Origin of the sequence: Duganella sp., from assembly GCF_039595735.1 — a bacterium.
In the GTDB taxonomy this organism is placed as follows: Bacteria; Pseudomonadota; Gammaproteobacteria; order Burkholderiales; family Burkholderiaceae_D; genus Rugamonas.
This window is the reverse complement of record NZ_JBCNLB010000002.1, coordinates 211378-229307: the sequence shown is the minus strand read 5'-3', so window position 1 is coordinate 229307 and position 17930 is coordinate 211378. Positions and strand designations below refer to the sequence as shown.

The window sequence follows — 17930 nt, the reverse complement described above, 5'->3', positions numbered from 1 at the left end:
ATGCAGGCCACGTCCTTGTCCTACGGTTCCGACCAGTCCGGTCTGGTGTGCGGCTATCTGTTTGGCCGCAGCGCCGACGGCAAAGGCCAGCCGCTGGATACCGACGCCGCCTGCGCGTGGCTCAGGCAGCGCGACCAGCATCCGCAAGAATTCATCTGGCTGCACTACAACCTGGCCAACACCGCCAGCGAAAAATGGCTGCACGAGCACACCGCGCTGCCGGATGAGTTCTATGAAAGCCTGCACGAAGGCCCGCGCTCGACCCGCATCGAACTGGCCGACAACACCCTGATTGCCGTGGTCAACGACGTGCTGCACGATTTTTCGTTCGAGCCGTCGGACATCTCGACCCTCTGGCTCAGCGTCGACCAGCAAATCGTCATCAGCGCGCGCCGCAAGCCGCTGCGCGCGGTGGACAGTTTGCGCAATGCGGTGCGCAGCGGCGAGACCATTCGTTCATCGGTGGAACTGCTGATCCACCTGCTGCGCGACCAGGCCGATGCCCTGATCAAGATCGTGCGCGACGCGATTGCCACCGTGGACGGCATCGAAGACAGTCTGCTGGCCGGCAAACTGACCACCAAGCGCGCCAGCCTGGGCGCACAGCGGCGTGTGCTGGTACGCCTGCAGCGCCTGCTGGCGCCGGAGCCGTCAGCCCTGTTCCGTCTGCTGCAAAAACCGCCGGCGTGGATGGCGGAAATCGACGCGCAGGAATTGCGCCAGTCGACCGAGGAATTCTCCATGGTGCTGGCGGACATGGCGTCGCTGCAGGAACGCATCAAGCTGATCCAGGAAGAGATTGCCGCGCTGGCCAGCGAAGCCAACAACCACAGCCTGTTCGTGCTGACTGTGGTGACCGTGCTGGCCCTGCCGATCAACATCATCGCCGGCCTGCTGGGCATGAACGTGGGCGGCATTCCGCTGGCGGAATCGAAGCACGGCTTCCTGATTGTGGTGGTGATCGTGGCCAGCTTTACCGTGATCGCCGGCTGGCTGGCCTTCCGCCGCCAGCGCGAGGTACGCTAGGCCGGAACGCACGCACACGCCAGGCGCCGGCCAGCGTTGCCGCGATGCCCATCACCAGCGCAATCAGATTATCGCGGCGATACGCGCTGCGCACCGCAGCGAGCGGCACCACTTCCTTGCCGCCGACCGCCACCAGATACGCGGTGTAAAACTTGCCGGGCGCGAAGCCGATCGCGGTTTTCTGCTGGCGGAAAAACTGTACACTGACCGGATACATGGCGCCGTCACGGATGGTGGCGCGCTGGCGGCCATCCGCATCACCCTTCGCGTATAACACCAACTGCTGCTGGTCGGACAGGGTGAAATACAGCGCTCCGCGCGTCTCCTGCTGCCACACCACGCGCCCGCGCGCCGTCTCCAGCTGCCCGGGCTTGGGAAAGCGGTACTCCAGCACGCCAAACAGCGCCATCAGGCCGATGCCGAGCCAAAGAAAAAAATACGCACCCCGCTCGCCGGCAAACCAGTCTTTCATGTTGAGTTTGCTTGTATGAAAAGCCGTATGATACAGCCTCGCTTTTCATGGCTGCAGCAGTTTTACCACAATCAGAATCAAGGCTGAATTCATGGCCGCCACGCCAACCAGGGTCGTGATCATCCACTTCGTGATGCGTGTTTCCAGCTTATACAAGTCCGCTTTGGTTGCACAGTTTTCCTGAAGCACAAGCAGCGTGGCATCAATGCGGGCAATTTCGCCGCGCAGTGCGCCTTCGAGTTTGGCAAGATCCTCTTTTGTTGCGGCGGTCTTGGACAACACCGCCACTTCCACGGTCAGCGCGGCAAGATTGCGTTCGACCGTCGTCAGCCGCCGATCCAGCGACCCCAGTTGTTCTTCGATTTGTGCGGTCTGCGTTTCCATCCCATCTATCTTGCGCCGCGCATTCCCGCTCAGACAAGCTGAGCAGGTTTGATCTTCGTCAAACCCATAATTTATAAACTTTTTTGTTTACTTATTGATGAGCCAGGCTTACAGTGGAGGGCATGAAAACACATCTGCTTATTGCTTCGGCTTGCCTGCTGGCCTTGCTCTCGACCATCGGGGCGGCGCTGCCGTATCCCATCCTGCCGCCGCTGTTCGCCGCTGGCGCCACCAACGGCCTGAATACCTTCCTCGGCCTGCCGCCGAAGCTGCTGTTCGGCCTGGCCCTGACCATCAATCCGCTCGGCCTGCTGATCGGCTCGGCGCTGCTGGGGCCGATGTCGGACCGCTACGGCCGCCGTCCGGTGCTGCTGATTACCGCGGTCGGCGCCGCCATCGGCCACGCTGTGACGGCGGGCGCGCTGATCATCGAAAACTATCCGCTGTTCATCATCGCCCGTTTCGTGACCGGCCTGCTGGAAGGCAGCGGCTCGGTCGCGCGCGCCCTGCTGGCCGACCGGCTCGACGGCGACCTGCGCCGCAAGGCGTTGTCGTGGCTGAATGGCGCCTTCTACATGGGCTGGCTGGCCGGACCGCTGCTGGCCGGCGCCACCCTGCAGTTCGGCATCACCACGCCGTTCTGGGTCGCGGTCGCCGCCCTGCTGCTGGTGGCCGCGCTGGTGGCCGCCACGCTGCCGCGCGAAGCCGCGTCCGGCGCCACCACCGCATGGTGGCAGGTCGCGCGCGACCGTCACTCGCTCAATCTGCTGCGCGAGCCGGACCTGCGCAGCCTGTTCATCGTGACGCTGGCCTACACCTGCGGCGTCACCGCGTTCTATGAGTTCTACCCGCTGTGGCTGGTGGAAGTGCCCGGCTATGGCGCCCAGGGCATCGCCTGGGTCACAGCCGCCATGTGCGCGGTGATGACCGCCACCACCATTGTGGCCGGCCGCCCGTTCAAGGGCGAGCCGCTGCTGCGCGCGCGCCTGTATGCCTTCACCGTGGCCGCCATCATCGCCCTGCTGGCCGCCAGCAATGCCACGCTGGGGCTGATCTGCATCATCCTGTACGGCATTCCGCACTCGTTCTACAACGCCATCGTGCCGAATTACTGCGCCGAGCGCTTCGGCGGCGCCCACGGCCAGGGCGCGGTGATGGGCCTGATCTCCACCACTTTCTGCCTGGCCAACATCATCATGGCGCAGGCCGGCGCGGTGCTGACGCTGATCGATACCCGCCTGATCCTGCTGCTGGGCGCCGCCCTCAGCGCCTGGTCGGCCTGGCGCATGCACAGCTGGCACCACAGCATGAACCGCCGGGTGGAAGGCGCCGTGCCATGAATACCGCCGAACAAACGCTGTTCCTGCTCAAAACGCGCGGCCCGCAAACCGCCCAGCAACTGGCCGCCCTGCTCGACCTGACCTCGATGGGCGCGCGCAGGCAACTGGAGTCGTGGCAGGACAAAGGCATGGTCACCTATGAGGACGTGGCCGACAAACCGGGCCGGCCGGCGCGCCGCTGGCTGCTGACCGAGGCCGGCCACGCGCGCTTTCCCGATCGCCACGCCGAACTGACCCTGCAACTGATCGACCAGGTGCGCACGCTGTTTGGCGACGCCGGGCTGGAAAAGCTGATCAGCTCGCGCGAGGCGGCCAGCGAGCGCGATTACCGCCAGCACATGGCCGGCAGCCGCACACTGCAGGAACGGGTGCAGGCCCTGGTGCAAGCCCGCAGCGGCGAAGGCTACATGGCCGAGCTTGAACAACAGGAGGACGGCAGCCTGCTGCTGATCGAAAACCACTGTCCGATCTGCGCCGCCGCCCGGCAGTGCCAGAAATTCTGCCGCTCGGAGCTGGACGTGTTCCAGCGCGTGCTGGGGCCGGATTGCTCGGTCGGACGGGTCGAACACCTGCTCGGAGGCGCGCGCCGTTGCGTGTACGTCATTAAAACTCTATAATAAGAATCATTCTCATTCTTATTCAAGGAGTTCTGCATGCCCCGTCACCTGCACCTGCGCCCGATGTTGCTGGCGTTGTCGATGATTTATTCCGGCCTGACCGTCGCCGCCGACGACACGTCCGACACGCAAATGCAGACGGTGACGGTCACCGGCACTGCGGAAGAAAACGTCTACACCGCACGCAACACCAAGTCCGCCGGCAAGCTGGAATTGTCGCTGCGCGAGACCCCGCAATCGGTCTCGGTGGTCACGCGCGCACTGATGGACGATTTCAAGCTGGATAACATCAACTCGGTGCTGGCCGCCACCACCGGTGTCACCGTGGAAAAGGTGGAAACCAGCCGCACCTATTACACCGCGCGCGGTTTTGACGTGGTCAATTTCCAGTACGACGGCGTCGGCATGCCGCAGGTATTCGGCAATGTGCAGGGCGATATCGACACCGCCCTGTATGAGCGCATCGACATCGTGCGCGGCGCCAACGGCCTGATGGCATCCACCGGCAACCCCTCCGCCACCGTCAACTTCATCCGCAAGCGTCCGACCGCCACCACGACCGCCAGCGCCAGCCTGACGCTCGGCTCGTGGAACCAGCGCCGCATCGAGGGCGATGTCAGCACCAAGCTGAATGACAGCGGCACCGTTGCCGGCCGCGCCGTGCTGGTGCAGCAGGAAAGCGACTCCTATCTGGACCGCTTCTCGCCCAAGAAAACCGTGGCATACGCGGTGGTGGAAGCGCAGCTCGGCAAGGACAGCCTGCTGACCGTGGGCCACACCTACGAAACCAACCGCAGCAAGGGCGTGATGTGGGGCGCGCTGCCGCTGTACTACGCCGATGGCAGTCCGACCAACTACCCGGTATCGACCAACACCTCGGCCAACTGGTCGCGCTGGGACACCACCACCAATACCACCTTCGCCGAACTGAGCCACAATCTGGGCCAGGGCTGGAAGGTGCAAGGCACGCTGAGCTACATCACCGACAAGTCGGACTCGAACCTGCTGTACGTCTACGGCACGCCGAACAAGACCGGTGGCGGCGGCCTGTATGCCTATCCGTCGCAATACGGCGCCGATCAGAAGCAAACCCTGGCCGACCTTGCGGTCGACGGCAAGTTCAGCCTGGGCGGGCGCCAGCACGACCTGAGCTTCGGCTACAGCTGGTCGCGCTCGAAGTTGAACGACGCCTCGCATTACGGCCAGGGCATCGGCACCGAAATGCCGGGCCAGACCGCGTTTGACGGCAGCTACCCGATGCCGTCCTTTGACGCTTCCGTCGACGGCAGCAGCTACGAAGACCGCCGCAACACCTTGTTCCTGGCCGCCCGCTTCAACCTGGCCGACGACTGGAAGCTGCTGACCGGCCTGAATTCGACCCGCGCCCGCAGCAACGGCAATTCCTACGGCACCAGCAAGTACAAGTCGGCCAACAAGACCACGCCTTATGTGGGCGTGGTGTACGACATCAGCCATGAATGGTCGGCCTACGCCAGCCACACCGAGATCTTCAATCCGCAAAGCGAGATCGACGCCACCGGCGCCCCGCTTGATCCGATCGAAGGCAAGACCACCGAGGCCGGCCTGAAAGCCGCCCTGTTCAACGGCAAGCTGAATGCTTCGGCTGCGGTGTTCAAGACGCAACAGGACAATACCGCCGAAGCGGCCGGCATGATCGGCGTAAAGACCTACTACCGCGGCGTGAATGCGGAATCGCAGGGTTACGAATTTGATCTGTCGGGCGATCTGGACAAGAACTGGCAAGCCAGCGCCGGCCTGACCCGGCTGACGTCGCTCAAGGGCGACGATGGCAAGGCGGTGCGCACCTTCATTCCGCGCACCACGCTGCGCGTGAACACCACCTACCGCGTGCCGGCGCTGCCGGCGCTGAAGGTGGGCGGCACGCTGGCCTGGCAGAGCGCAACCTCGGTCGACCAGGGCGGCGGCATCCGCACCGTACAGCCATCGTATGCCACGCTGGGCCTGATGGCGCGCTATGAAATCGACAAGCACCTGTCGCTGTCGGTCAACCTGAACAACGTGACCGACAAGAAGCACCTGACCAGTTTGTACTGGACCCAGAGCTACTACGCGGCGCCGCGCAACGGCAGCGCCACCCTGAGCTGGACTTACTAAGTCAGGCGGCCCTCATCGCTGGCGCGCTCAGTAGCGCGGCCAGCTGACCGGGCGCCAGCGGACGGCTGAACAGGTAGCCCTGCATCTCGTCGCAGCCGTTCTCGCGCAGGAAGCTGCGCTGCTGTTCGGTCTCCACGCCTTCCGCAATCACCCGCAGCCGCAGGCGGTGCGCCAGCCCGATGATGGAGCTGGCGATCGCTTCGTCGCCGCAGCTGCGGCCCAGATCGCGCACAAAGGATTTGTCGATCTTCAGGGTGGAGATGGGGAAGGACTTCAGTGCCGACAGGCTGGAATAGCCGGTGCCGAAGTCGTCAATCGACAGCGACACGCCCATCGCCCGCACCTGCGCCATCTTGGCCACGGCCTGCTGCAGGTCGCGCATGATCACGCCTTCCGTCACTTCCAGCTCCAGCCATTCCGGCGCCAGGCCGCTGTCATCCAGCGCCTGGCGCACGCGCTCCACCAGTCCCTGTTCCTCGAACTGGCGCGGCGACACGTTGACCGAGACGCGCAGCGGCGGCAAGCCCATGTCCTGCCAGGCGCGGTTTTGCGCGCAGGCGGTACGCAACACCCACTCGCCCAGCGCCACGATCATGCCGCTTTCCTCGGCCAGCGGGATGAAGCGGTCCGGCCCGATCACGCCGTGCTCGGGATGCTCCCAGCGCACCAGTGCCTCGACGCCAAACACGCGGCCGTTGTGCAGGTCCACCTTGGGCTGGTAGACCAGGCGGAACTGGCCTTCGTCCAGCGCACAGCGCAAGCCTTCCAGCAGCACCAGCTTCTCCTCGATGCTGGCGTTCATTTCGCGGGTGTAGAACTGGCAGTTGTTCTTGCCCTTCTCCTTGGCGCGGTACATCGCCGCGTCGGCATTCATCAGCAAGGTTTCGGCGTCGTTGCCATCGTTCGGGTACACGGCCACGCCGATGCTGCAGCTGACCTGCACTTCCTGTCCGCACAGGCTGATCGACTGCAGCACCGCTTCACGCACGCGCTCCAGCACCGGCGCCGCATCCACGCCGGAACCCGGCTCGGTCAGCAGCAGCACGAATTCATCGCCGCCAAAACGGCCCACGGTGTCGCTGGCGCGCAGGCAGCCGGACATGCGCTCCGCCACCACTTTCAATAGTTCGTCGCCAGCGTTGTGGCCCAGGCCATCGTTCACCAGCTTGAAGCCGTCCAGGTCGATGAAGGCCACCAGCACCGAACCGCCGTTGCGCTGGGCCTGGGCGATGGTCAGGTCGAGGCGGTCGCTGATCAGGCTGCGGTTCGGCAGCCCGGTCAGGGTATCGTGGTGCGCCAGATGCAGCATGCGTTCCTCGGCCAGCTTGCGTTCCGAGATGTCGCGCACGATGGCCACAATGCCGCCGCGTACTGCCACCACCTGCTGGTGCAGCCAGCTGGCGCGCAGATGCGGCACGGTGCTTTGCCACTCCTGCTCATGCACGCCGCCCACATGGGCCACATGGATCAGGTGTTGCAGCATGCCATTCTCGCGCGCCTGCGGCATCAACTGGCACAACGTCATGCTGCACAAGCGCTGCTTGCGGAAACCGGTCATTTTCTCGGCGCGCACATTGGCGTCGACAAAGCTGAAGTCCACGATCTCGCCCTGCGCGTCGCGCAGTTCGCGCATGACGAAGAAGGCATCCAGGCTGGCGGCTGATGCGGCGGCGTAAGTCTCCTGCGCGTGCCGCATGCGCGCCCGGGTGCGCGCCCCTTGCCACGACCATATCCACAACAGGCCGGCGACCAACACCAGCGCCGTGCTGAGGATGCCGCCCTCCCAGAGCTTCTCGCGCCGCTGACGCTCGAAGCCGGCCATCAGGTCGCCTTCATCGAGACCGACCAACACGCTCAGGCCGATGCCATGCAGCTCGCGCATGCCGCTGTATTTGCCGGCGCCGCCCTCCAGCCGCTGGCCGAAGGAGATCCTGTCGCCGGTGCGCAGCACGCGCACCACGCCGTCCGTGCCCACCAGGCCCAGCTGGCCATGCTCGCCAAGGCGGCTGCGCTCATAACTGCTGGTGAAGTAAGCCGGATCGGTTTCCACAATGACGATGCCGGCGAAATTGCCGTTCACGTCATCCAGCCTGCGCGTGAAGTGCAGATGCCATTCGCTGTTGGCGGCGTCGCGTGTGGCCGGGCTGACGTAGGTGGCGCCGCTGTCGCGCTCAAGATGGAACTTGAAATAGCCCTGGTCCGCCACCGAGATCGGCAGCGCGCGCGGATTGCTGGCCACCGTAGTGCCATTGCGGTCGACGATGCTGACCACAAAGACCACGCCCGGCGGCAGCAAGCCTTCGCGTCCCAGTTCCGGCAAGGCGCCCAACGCGCCCTTGCGCTCCACCGCGTACTTCAACACGCGCAGGGTCTGGTCGATGCCGTCGATGCTGCGCGCCACCTGCGCCTCATAGGTGCCCAGCATCTCCTGCAGCGAATCGACGGCCGCGTCCTGCGCGTGTTCGCGCTCGGCGTCGATCTCGTGGAAGGTCACCACCCAGATCGACACCAGCAGCAACAGGGCAAACAGCGGCAGCGAAACATGGGTATCGAGACCGCGCCGCAGCCAGCGCGCGCGCAGGGTTTCCTTGGCAGAGTTCATGGGGTCACCTGTATGGCTTTGACGCTGGCATCCAGCGCCGATCGGTCGATGTAGGCGATCATGGCCGGGTTATCGGCCACCATCTTGCGCACGGCGGCGCTGTTGGGCAGTTCGCGCGGCGGCTGCGCGCGGCCGGTGAACACCATCTTGGTCCAGTAGGCTTTCATCAGCGCCGGCGTGCGCGCCGCCACCTTGCTGTAGAAAGCGTCGCGCAGCGGGCTGCCAAACGGCAGGTCAAGCGCGGTGGCTTCTTCGCCGCCGGGAAAGTGCCCGGTCTGCGACAGGAAGATGGCCGCCACCTGCTCGGCGCGCAAGGCCGTGACCGGGCTTTTGGCGGAAACGATGACCACGAAGTCGGACGCCGCCGCCGCGCCGCCCCACAGCAGCAGGCAGGCCAGCACCAGCTTCAATAGCAATGTGGAAAAGAGCTTCTGCATGGTCAGAACACAAAATCCAGCGCGGCGCTCAGCACCGTGATCGGCCGCCCCGAGCGGAAGCCCGGCTGCACGTTGATAAAGGTGCCGGTGGAGCCTTGCTCCGGCGTGAAGCGCCCTGCCTGCAGCTTCAGCGCGTAGTTGGGGCGGAAGTCCCAGCGCACACCGGCGCTGACGCCATGCTGGCGCGGGATCGCCGCCAGCAGCTGGTTCAGGCCCGCGTTCAGCTGTGTGCCGGCAAACGACTGCGGCGCCGGCATGGCGGCCAGATCGAGGCCGGCCACGCTGGTTTCCATGTTCGCGCGCGAGAAGGCGTACACCAGGTAAGGCGTCACATCGCCGTGGCGGTAGCCGCTGCTCAGGTAACCGGTGGTTTTATCGCCGAGGTAGGAATGCGTTTTCATGCGGCCGATTTCGCCCATGGCAAACCACTGGCCGGGGTCGTAGTTGAAACCGAGCGACACCACCAGCGCGCGCTTGGCCGCCAGTTCGTAACGCTCGACCAGCACCTGGCCTTGCGGGCCAAACCGGCGCAAGCCGTCAAACAATGGCCGCGCCACGTCCACGCTCAGTTCCGCAGTCATCACACTGGCGCGCATGGTCAGCGCGCCGGCGCTGGCGGTGTTGGACAAGCCGGTCAGGCGGCGCGCCTGCGCCCGCGTTCCCGCCGCCAGCGGCAGATCGGTATGCCCGAGGAAGAACTGGGTCAGATGATGGGTATCGCCCAGCTGCCAGCGGTAGCTGGCGTCAAAGCCGTCACTGTTGGAGAGCGGGATGGCGCCATACAGTTCCACCGGCGGCCGCACCCACGGCAAGGCGTAGCCGGCCTTGCGATAATCGCCGCTCAGGAACAGCGGCAGCGCGATGCGGCCGACGCGCAGGCTCAGATCCGGCGTGGCGCGATACTGCACATTGGCCCACTCCACCACCGGCGCGTAGCCGTTGCGCAGCGTGTGCTCGGCCACCAGTTGCAGCACCGCCGACCACTTGCTGTCCAGGTCCACGCCCAGTTGCACGCCAAGGCGGCTGTCGACCGCCGGACTCCAGCGGCGGGTGTGCCCGGCGTCGCCCGGCGTCAGGGCGTTGGCGGTGAAGTCCGAGTGCCTGTCGCTGCTGTGCACCACGCCCAGTGTGCCGAATCCGCCGAAGTTCACGCGCGCGCCTTCCTCGTCCACAGGCTCGCCTGCCAGGGCTGCACAGCAGCTCAGCATCGTGACGGTGGCCATGGAGGCGCGCATCGTCGAAAAATCGGCGTTCATTACACAGTTCCTTACGTGCGTGCGCAGTCCGCGCGAGGCAGCGTTGATTTGGGCTGGATGGGAGAGGGTCCGGCGTGCGGCACAAGGATGGGGTGCCGCAGCGAGGTATTTAATTTGACCCATCAACTTTATACTTCCCGAAAGAAACTGTCGATACTTTAGAGCAATATACCAAAAATTCTCTCCAAAAATCACACGTTTGCCGTGCAATTCCGGCAATTTCGATGACAGGAAGCTAACGCGCGTGCGCGCACGTTGCCAGGAAATTAAATTTCAGCTATAGTGAGAATAGGAATCATTATCATTCTAAAGACCCATGGACATCCCTCAAGAACTGCGCAAACTTGGCTTGAAAGCCACCCTGCCCCGCTTACGCATCCTGCAACTGTTCCAGGAAACCAAGAGCAAGCACCTGAGCGCGGATGATGTGTACCGCCTGCTACACGATGAAAATATCGACATGGGCCTGGCCACGGTGTACCGCGTGCTGATGCAGTTTGCCGACGCCGGTATCCTGATCCGCCGCCATTTCGAGTCGGTGGCCTCGGTATTTGAATTAAACGAAGGCGGCCACCACGACCACCTGATCTGCACCAACTGCGGCCGCATGGAAGAGTTCCTCGATGCCGAAATCGAGCAGCGCCAGGAAGCGGTGGCGGCCGAACGCAACTTCGTGCTGCACGAGCACTCGCTGTCGCTGTACGGCTTTTGCGGGGACTGCGCCGCCACCATCAAGCCGATGGCGGCCAAAAAACTGCGCCGGACTTAGGGCGTGAGGGTATCGGCAGTGCCGAAGGAGACCGGCGGCGTGAACTGCATGCCGGGATTGGCAAACATTTTCACTGGCCTGGTTTTATCGTCCTTGATGAAGCCGAATTGTCCGGGATCGTACCGGAATTCGCCGGCGCCGTTGACGATGGAAATGCCGCCGGCGCTGACGTGCACGTGCAGGCCCGGCTCCAGTCCCGGCGACGGGTCGGCATCGCCTTTGCCGGTCAGGTATTCAAGAAAAAAGGTGGTGCCGCGGATGCCGATGGTGGCGCTGGGGGTTTTCATCGCGAACCTGTCCTTGTTGCGCTGGCCAAGCAGGCCAGTGATGGAGCGCAGGCCGCCCTTCACCAGGGTGTAGGCCGCGCGGTCGGCTTCCGGCCTGGCCGCGTCAAAGGCAAACTGTTCGATCCTGACGGTGGTTCCCGGCTTGAGCGCCAGCTCGCTGTTGTCGATGAAGCGCACCACCGCATACGCGCCGGCTGCGGTGCTCAGCGTATCGCCACTCTCCACTTCCGACTTCGCCTGCAGGTTTTTTACTACACCGGCCGGCGAGCGCGCCGTCATCGGCCCGCTCACCTGCAGCACCACGCCGGCCACCTGCGCCGCCAGCGCGCCGCCCGCGCCCAGCGCCAGGAAGAGGATGAGAAGAATGCGTCGCATGGCTGGTGGTCCCCGCTGTGGAAAGCACCAGCATACCTCAGCCGCTCAAACCAGGCCAGCGACGTAATTCAGGCCGCTGGCCGCTGGCGCGTGGCGCGGTTTCTTGGCCGCCAGCGGGGCCGGCATGTCGATCACGGTCAATTCCTCGCGCGCGCTGCCGGCCAGTTTGAACAGGCTGACGCTGCGCGCCAGGCGCTCGGCCTGTTCCTGCAGCGAGACGATGGCCGCCAGCGATTCCTCCACCAGGGTGGCATTTTGCTGGGTCACGCTGTCCATCGACGCCAGCGTGCGGTTCACCAGTTGCAGTCCCAGACTTTGCTCGCGCGTGCCGTTGCTGATGTCGCCCATCAGCGCGGCGCCGCGCAGCACGCCCCGCACCACGTCGTCGATGGTGGCGCTGGCCTCTTTCACGGCGCGTCCGCCGCCGCTGACTTCCGCCAGCGAATGCGCGATCAGCTCCTTGATCTCCCTGGCCGACTGCGCGCTGCGCTGCGCCAGTGCGCGCACCTCGCCCGCCACCACCGCAAAGCCGCGTCCATGTTCACCGGCGCGTGCTGCTTCCACCGCCGCGTTCAGCGCCAGCAGATTGGTCTGGAAAGCGATGCTGTCCATCAGGCCGACGATATCGCCGATCTGGCGCGAGGAGGCACTGATGCGCTCCATGGTGGCGGTCACCGTGGATACCGCGAGTTCGGCCTCGCGCGCCACCGAGGCCGTCTGGTCCATCAGCTTGTACGCCTGTTCGGCCTTGTCGGCATTGTTGGCCACCGTGGTGCTCAGTTGTTCCACCGTGGCCGCGGTTTCCTCCAGCGTGGCGGCCTGGCCTTCGGTGCGCTGCGCCAGGTCGCCGGTGCCGGCCGAGATTTGCGCCGAAGCGCTGGCAATGGTGTCGGTGCCGCTGCGCACCTGGGTCACCATGCGCTGCAGGTTGGCGCTCATCTGGTTCATGGCGCGCAGCAGGTCGGCGGTTTCGTCGCGGCCGGCCACTTCAGCGTCCACCCGCAGGTCGCCGTCGGCCACGCGCCGCGCCACGTCCACCGCGCGCGCCAGCGGCGCCGAGATCAGACGCGCCACACGGCCGGCCAGCAGCAGGCCCAGCACCAGGGCGCCGGCCATGAAGCCGAAGATCAGGTGGCGTGCATGCAGATAGGTCTGATCGGCCGACAACGCCGCCTGGGCGCTGCCGTTTTCATTGATGGCGACCAGCTTGTCCACCAGGGCCATGGCCTGGAAGTCGTACTTGCGCGAATCGCCGCGCACCACGCCCAGCGCCGCCACGTCATCGCCGCCGCGCGACAGCGACACCACCTTGCGTACCGCGCCGCTGTAATCCGCCAGCGAGTCGCGCAACTGGGCGATGATTTCCATCTCCTCGCCGCTGCGCGGCTGCGCCGCGTAAGCCGTCACCGATTGCTGCACCTGCTGCATCTGGTTTTCCATGTCCTGTTCGTACTTGCGCAGGATGTCCGGCTCGGTCGACACCACATGGAACAGCTCAAAGGTACGGAAGCGCGTCAGCCCGTACTTGATGTCCAGCGCATTGCGCACCCCGGGCGCCCAGCGATGATTGATTTCATTGGTCACACGGTCCAGTTCATATAGCTGGAATACGGAAAACACGCCCAGCGCCATCATCAGCGCCAGCATGGCGGCGACCACCACATTCAATTTCTTTGCGATTTTCAGGTTGCGGAACCATTTCATGGCGATCTCCTTAATTAATCATGCTGCCTGCAGTTGCAGGCTTCCTTCGAGGAAGTTCAGGGCCGATGCCGCCGGCAGCGGACGGCTGTAGTAATAACCCTGGATTTCGTCGCAGCGCCAGTTGCTCAACATGGCGCGCTGGGTTTCAGACTCCACACCCTCCGCGATCACGGTCAGCCCCAGGCTGTGACCGAGGCCGATGGTGGCCTGCACGATGGCGCCCTGCTCGCTCACCGCGTGCATATTGCGCACGAACGACTGGTCGATCTTCAGCTTGTGGATCGGGAAGCGCGACAGGTAGGCCAGGCTGGAATAGCCGGTGCCGAAATCGTCGATGGCCAGCTTGAGGCCCAGCGCGCGCAGTCGGTGCAGCAAGGCGATCGCGCTTTCGGCGTCTTCCACCATCACGCTCTCGGTGATTTCCAGCTCCAGGCAGGATGGGTCGACGTGGGTGGTGGCCAGCAGATCCTCGATGTGGGCCAGGAAGCCCGGCGCGGCAAACTGGCGCGGTGAGATATTCACCGCCACCACCACCCGCTGGCCGGTCTCCGCCTGCCACACGCTGATCTGGCGGCAAGCCTCCTCCAGTACCCAGTTGCCGATCGCGACGATCAGGCCCGATTCCTCGGCCAGCGGAATGAATTCGGCCGGCGAAATCAGCTTGCCGTGACGGCGCCAGCGCAGCAGCGCTTCAAAGCCGATCAAGCCGCCGTCAAGCAATGCCTGCTGCGGTTGATAGTGCAGTTCCAGCTCGTTGCGTTCCACCGCGTGGCGCAGCAGCGATTCCATGTCCAGCCGCTCGCCGGCTTCGGCGTTGAGCTGCTGCGAGTAGACCACCAGGCGGTCGCCGCCCGCCTTGCGCGCCGCCTGCAGCGCGGCGTCGGCGTTGCGCAGCAGGGTGTGCGGCGTTGCGCCATGCAGCGGGAAAGTGACCGCGCCCAGGCTCAGGGTGGTGTAGATTTCATGGCCCTCGCAATCGTAAGGGTTGCGCACTTCGTCGCGCAAGCTGGACAGGGCCTGCCTGAATGCCTCGTCTTCGCACGACATGCGGTACAGGATGGCGAAGTTGGCGCCATCCAGACGGAATACTTCGCCGCCGCTGCGCTCCGCCGCGGCGCGGATGCGGGCCGCCAGGCCGACCATGATACGGTCGCCAAAGGCATGGCCAAAGCCGCCGATGATGCGCGAGAAGCGGTCAATGGTGCCCAGCACCACCACGTGCGGCACGGCCGGCAGCGCGGCCAGGCGCGCCTCGAAACTGCGGCGGTGCGCCAGGCCGGTGAGCGGATCGTGGCGCGCCTGGTGGCTCAGCTCATCCTCCATCCGCACCCGGGCCCGCACGTGATAGAACAGGAAGACGCTTGTCACCAGCGCCAGTACATCAAACACGTGTACCAGCCCCGTAATCCAGCCGATGGCGCGGTTGGCCATGGTGCCGTTGTCGTAGATGGCGTTTTCCACATCCTGCTGCAGGTCGTCGACATGGGCGCGCAGTAGTTTGACCTCTTCGTTCATCTTGATCAGCACCGCGCGGGCGGCGGCCGGATTGCGGTCGACGTTGCGCTCAAATTCCGGCGTCAGGCGGACGATGCTCTGATAGCCGTCGCGCAGGGCACCCAGCTCCGGGCCATCGCCCAGGCTGGGGCGCAGTTGCGCGATCGTGGCATCCAGTTCGGTGCGGCCCATGCTCTCCAGGAACTGGAAGCGGTCCGGCGTGATCGAATCGGTGAAGCGTTTGTCCAGTGCCAGCTGATAGCGCAGCAAGGCGCTTTCAAAGTCGCCCAGGTAGCGCATCTGCGGGATGGTGCTGTTCAGCAGCGGCGTTTCGTTGCGGCGGATATTGTGCGCGGTGTGCTCCATCACGATCGACAGCGCCACGCTGGCCGCAATCACCAGCAGCAGCAAAAGATAGATCAATCGGCGCGAACTGCTGGTGGTGTGATTCATCGGCTTACTCCTCGGCGGTGGCGTTGTGGTTGCCGCTGGCCTGCTTCAGGCAAAGCAGCAGTTCATTCGCTTCAAAGGGTTTGCTCAAAAAGCAGGAAGCGCCGCCCTGAAATGCGCGCTTGCGCAGCGCGGCCTCGGGGAAGGCGGTCATCAGGATCACCGGCAGCGGGTTGCCTTCGCGGCGCAGCTGCTCCAGCAGCTCGATGCCGCTCATCCCAGGCATTTGCAGGTCTGTGATGATGCAGTGGTAGTCGCCCAGCGCGCCGGAGGCCAGGAAGGCCAGCGCGGAATCGTAGGCATGGGCCTCGTAACCGTAGGAGCGCAGCAGACTGCGCAAACCGACGCGAACGGCCGCGTCGTCGTCAACGATGGCGATACTGGAAAATTGTGGATCCGGATAAGACACTGGTTACTCCCTTGTTCGGACGGCGGCTCGCGGCCGTCCAGCGCATGGGAGAACAATACAGTTTGCTACCAGTTGAGAAAATTATACAAGGGTATAGGTCAGGCTAAACCCAGGGCTTCGGCCATGCGCACCAGATCGGCGAAGGTCTTGGCTTCCATCTTGCGCATGGCGTTGCCGCGATGGATCTTGACCGTGATCTCACTGGTGCCGACCTCGCCGGCGATCTGTTTGTTCATCAGGCCACGCGCGGCCAGCGCCATGATTTCGCGCTCGCGCGGCGTCAGGGTGGCGTAGCGCGCGGTGATGCCGTTGCGGGCCTGGTCGCGCTGGCGCCGCTCGCTGTCGGCGCTAAGGGCGGCGTGGATCGCGTCCAGCAGATCCTGGTCGCGAAACGGTTTGGCCAGGAAGTCGACCGCGCCGGCCTTCATGGCCCGCACCGACATGGGAATGTCGCCATGGCCGGTCATGAAGATGATCGGCAGCGCCACGCCGTCGCGATTCAGCTCGGCCTGGAAATCCAGCCCGCTCACGCCCGGCATGCGCACGTCCAGCAGCAGGCAGCTGGTGATCTCGCGCCTCGGCTGGGCCAGGAACTCGGCCACCGAGGCAAAGCTGGCCACCTGCATGCCGACCGAACGCAGGAGACTGGAGATGGCGTCGCGCAGCGGCGCCTCGTCGTCGACGATGTAAATCAGCGCGTCGGAATAATCAATCTGGTTCATGGATGGGCAGCGTGAAGATAATCGTGGCGCCGGCCAATGGGATGTCCGGTGCGGCTGGCTTGGCCCAGATGCGGCCGCCGTGGTTTTCAATGATGGAGCGGCAGATCGGCAGGCCCATGCCCATGCCGTCCTCCTTGGTGCTGTAGAAGGCCTCAAACAGGCGCGGCACGTCGGCCGGCGGGATGCCGGGGCCGGAATCGCTGACACTGACCTGCAGCGCACCGTCGGCGTTGCGCTGGGTTTGCACCGTCAGCACCGCCTGGCCGGGCTGGCAGGCTGCCATGGCCTGGATGGCGTTCATCAGCAGATTGATGAAGACCTGCTGCAGCTGCACGCGGTCGCCATAGACCAGCGGCAGGTCCGGCGTCAATCCCAGCATCAGGGCGACATGGTGGTTATTCAGTTCGCGCCGCACCAGGTCCACGCTTTCCTCCGCCACCGACTTGAGGTCCAGCGGCGCATACTGCGGATCGCTGCGCCGCGCCAGCGCGCGAATGCGCTTGATGACGCCTGTGGCGCGGGCGCTGGCCTCCAGGATGCTGGTGACAGTGGCCCTGGCCTCGTCCAACTCGGGCTGCGGGCGGTTCAGCCAGCGCAGGCAGGCCTCGCCATTGGTGGAAATGGCGGCCAGCGGCTGATTCACTTCGTGGGCGATGGAAGCGGCCAGTTCGCCCAGCATGGTCACGCGGGTGGCGTGCGCCAGCTGTACCTGCGAACGGTGCAACGCCTGTTCGGCCAGCACCGCCGCCGTCACATCGGTCAGCGCGCCCAGATACTCGCACTCGCCGTCCTTGTTGTGACGCGGATGCGACAGCACATGCACGTACTTGAGTTCTCCGTCCGGCAGCAGCAGGCGGTGGCGCAACTCGATCGGTCCTTCGCAGCGCAGCGACTGGTCGATCGCCGCCTGCACCACATGCCGGTCTTCCGGCGAGGTGTGGGCCAGAACGCGCTCCATGGTGGGCTTGACGTCCAGCGGGTAACCATAGATGCGGGCCGCCTCGTCCGACCAATACATCTCGCCGCCGGGCGACTTGAAACTGAAGCTGCCGGTCTTGCTGATGCGCTGGGTGCCGGCCAGGAAGGCTTCGCTGCGGCGCAGCGCGTCTTCGCGCGCCAGCAGCTCATTGGTGGCGGCCTGCGCGCGCAGCACCAGCACGCTGGTGACGCTGATCGCCAGCAGTCCGACCAGCAGACGCCCGGAGGCGGCGGCGGAAAACACCTCGCTGTGGGTCAGCACATAGGACAGGAGGGTCAGTCCGAGGCAGGCGGCGGTCGCCAGCAGCACCCCGCGCCGGGCCCAGATCCCGGCCGACAGCAGAACCACCACCACGTACATCACGGCGATGGCCATGTCCAGCGGTGAAAACGTGTCGATCGCGAAGATCAACAACATCAAAATAATCAGCAACGCAGACATCCAGGGAGTGCGGGGTACCCGTAACATGCC

16 protein-coding genes are annotated in these 17930 nt (G+C 64.7%); 5 read left to right on the top strand and 11 right to left on the bottom strand.

The window, feature by feature from the left end; genetic code table 11:
• Entirely contained in the window at positions 1-1026 is a 1026-nt protein-coding gene (locus ABDW57_RS06060) for a transporter (RefSeq protein WP_343729307.1), read from the top strand.
• Here the strand turns inward: ABDW57_RS06060 and ABDW57_RS06055 are convergent.
• Entirely contained in the window at positions 974-1498 is a 525-nt protein-coding gene (locus tag ABDW57_RS06055) for a hypothetical protein (RefSeq protein ID WP_343729306.1), read from the bottom strand. The genes ABDW57_RS06060 and ABDW57_RS06055 overlap by 53 nt on opposite strands.
• 45 nt (positions 1499-1543) lie before the next feature.
• Positions 1544-1882, bottom strand: a complete 339-nt coding sequence (locus ABDW57_RS06050) for a hypothetical protein (protein ID WP_343729305.1) — start codon at positions 1880-1882, stop codon at positions 1544-1546.
• Positions 1883-2004: 122 nt separating this feature from the next.
• Between ABDW57_RS06050 and ABDW57_RS06045 the strand changes: the two genes are divergently transcribed.
• Genes ABDW57_RS06045 through ABDW57_RS06035 form a run of 3 tightly spaced genes read left to right on the top strand, consistent with a single transcriptional unit; the run spans position 2005 to position 5975 of the window.
• The gene (locus tag ABDW57_RS06045; RefSeq protein ID WP_343729304.1) at positions 2005-3222 is read left to right on the top strand and encodes an MFS transporter; all 1218 of its coding nucleotides are present in this window, start codon (positions 2005-2007) and stop codon (positions 3220-3222) included.
• The gene (locus ABDW57_RS06040; protein ID WP_343729303.1) at positions 3219-3839 is read left to right on the top strand and encodes a metalloregulator ArsR/SmtB family transcription factor; all 621 of its coding nucleotides are present in this window, start codon (positions 3219-3221) and stop codon (positions 3837-3839) included. The genes ABDW57_RS06045 and ABDW57_RS06040 overlap by 4 nt, the downstream gene beginning before the upstream one ends.
• Positions 3840-3875: 36 nt before the next feature.
• The gene (locus tag ABDW57_RS06035; RefSeq protein WP_343729302.1) at positions 3876-5975 is read left to right on the top strand and encodes a TonB-dependent siderophore receptor; all 2100 of its coding nucleotides are present in this window, start codon (positions 3876-3878) and stop codon (positions 5973-5975) included.
• A 1-nt stretch (position 5976) separates the two neighbouring features.
• On the opposite strand, the gene ABDW57_RS06030 is transcribed toward ABDW57_RS06035, so the two are convergent.
• From ABDW57_RS06030 to ABDW57_RS06020, 3 genes are read right to left on the bottom strand one after another with little or no spacing between them, the layout of a single operon-like run.
• Positions 5977-8577 (bottom strand): EAL domain-containing protein, encoded by a 2601-nt coding sequence (locus ABDW57_RS06030; protein WP_343729301.1) that lies wholly within the window; start codon positions 8575-8577, stop codon positions 5977-5979.
• Entirely contained in the window at positions 8574-9014 is a 441-nt protein-coding gene (locus ABDW57_RS06025) for a phosphate ABC transporter substrate-binding protein (protein WP_343729300.1), read from the bottom strand. The genes ABDW57_RS06030 and ABDW57_RS06025 overlap by 4 nt, the downstream gene beginning before the upstream one ends.
• 2 nt (positions 9015-9016) lie before the next feature.
• Complete coding sequence (locus tag ABDW57_RS06020; protein WP_343729299.1) at positions 9017-10270, bottom strand: hypothetical protein; 1254 nt, start codon at positions 10268-10270, stop codon at positions 9017-9019.
• 316 nt (positions 10271-10586) lie between these two features.
• Here ABDW57_RS06020 and fur point away from each other — a divergent pair, with 316 nt between their 5' ends.
• A complete protein-coding gene (fur, locus tag ABDW57_RS06015) occupies positions 10587-11039 on the top strand; it encodes a ferric iron uptake transcriptional regulator (protein ID WP_161008354.1) in 453 nt (150 codons plus the stop codon).
• Here fur and ABDW57_RS06010 read toward each other — a convergent pair.
• The 6 genes from ABDW57_RS06010 to ABDW57_RS05985 all read right to left on the bottom strand — a co-directional run bounded on the left by ABDW57_RS06010 (position 11036) and on the right by ABDW57_RS05985 (position 17876).
• Entirely contained in the window at positions 11036-11701 is a 666-nt protein-coding gene (locus ABDW57_RS06010; protein WP_343729298.1) for a FecR family protein, read from the bottom strand. The two genes, fur and ABDW57_RS06010, sit on opposite strands and share 4 nt — an antisense overlap.
• A gap of 45 nt (positions 11702-11746) precedes the next feature.
• Positions 11747-13405 (bottom strand): methyl-accepting chemotaxis protein, encoded by a 1659-nt coding sequence (locus tag ABDW57_RS06005; RefSeq protein WP_343729297.1) that lies wholly within the window; start codon positions 13403-13405, stop codon positions 11747-11749.
• An 18-nt stretch (positions 13406-13423) separates the two neighbouring features.
• Positions 13424-15352 carry a bifunctional diguanylate cyclase/phosphodiesterase gene (locus ABDW57_RS06000; RefSeq protein WP_343729296.1) on the bottom strand — a complete coding sequence of 643 codons (1929 nt, stop codon included), beginning with the start codon at positions 15350-15352 and terminating at the stop codon, positions 13424-13426.
• Positions 15353-15356: 4 nt separating this feature from the next.
• Positions 15357-15758 (bottom strand): response regulator, encoded by a 402-nt coding sequence (locus ABDW57_RS05995; protein WP_343729295.1) that lies wholly within the window; start codon positions 15756-15758, stop codon positions 15357-15359.
• 98 nt (positions 15759-15856) lie between these two features.
• A complete protein-coding gene (locus ABDW57_RS05990; RefSeq protein ID WP_343729294.1) occupies positions 15857-16480 on the bottom strand; it encodes a response regulator transcription factor in 624 nt (207 codons plus the stop codon).
• Positions 16467-17876, bottom strand: coding sequence for an ATP-binding protein (locus tag ABDW57_RS05985; protein WP_343729293.1), 1410 nt, complete (start codon positions 17874-17876; stop codon positions 16467-16469). The genes ABDW57_RS05990 and ABDW57_RS05985 overlap by 14 nt, the downstream gene beginning before the upstream one ends.
• Positions 17877-17930 lie beyond the last annotated feature (54 nt).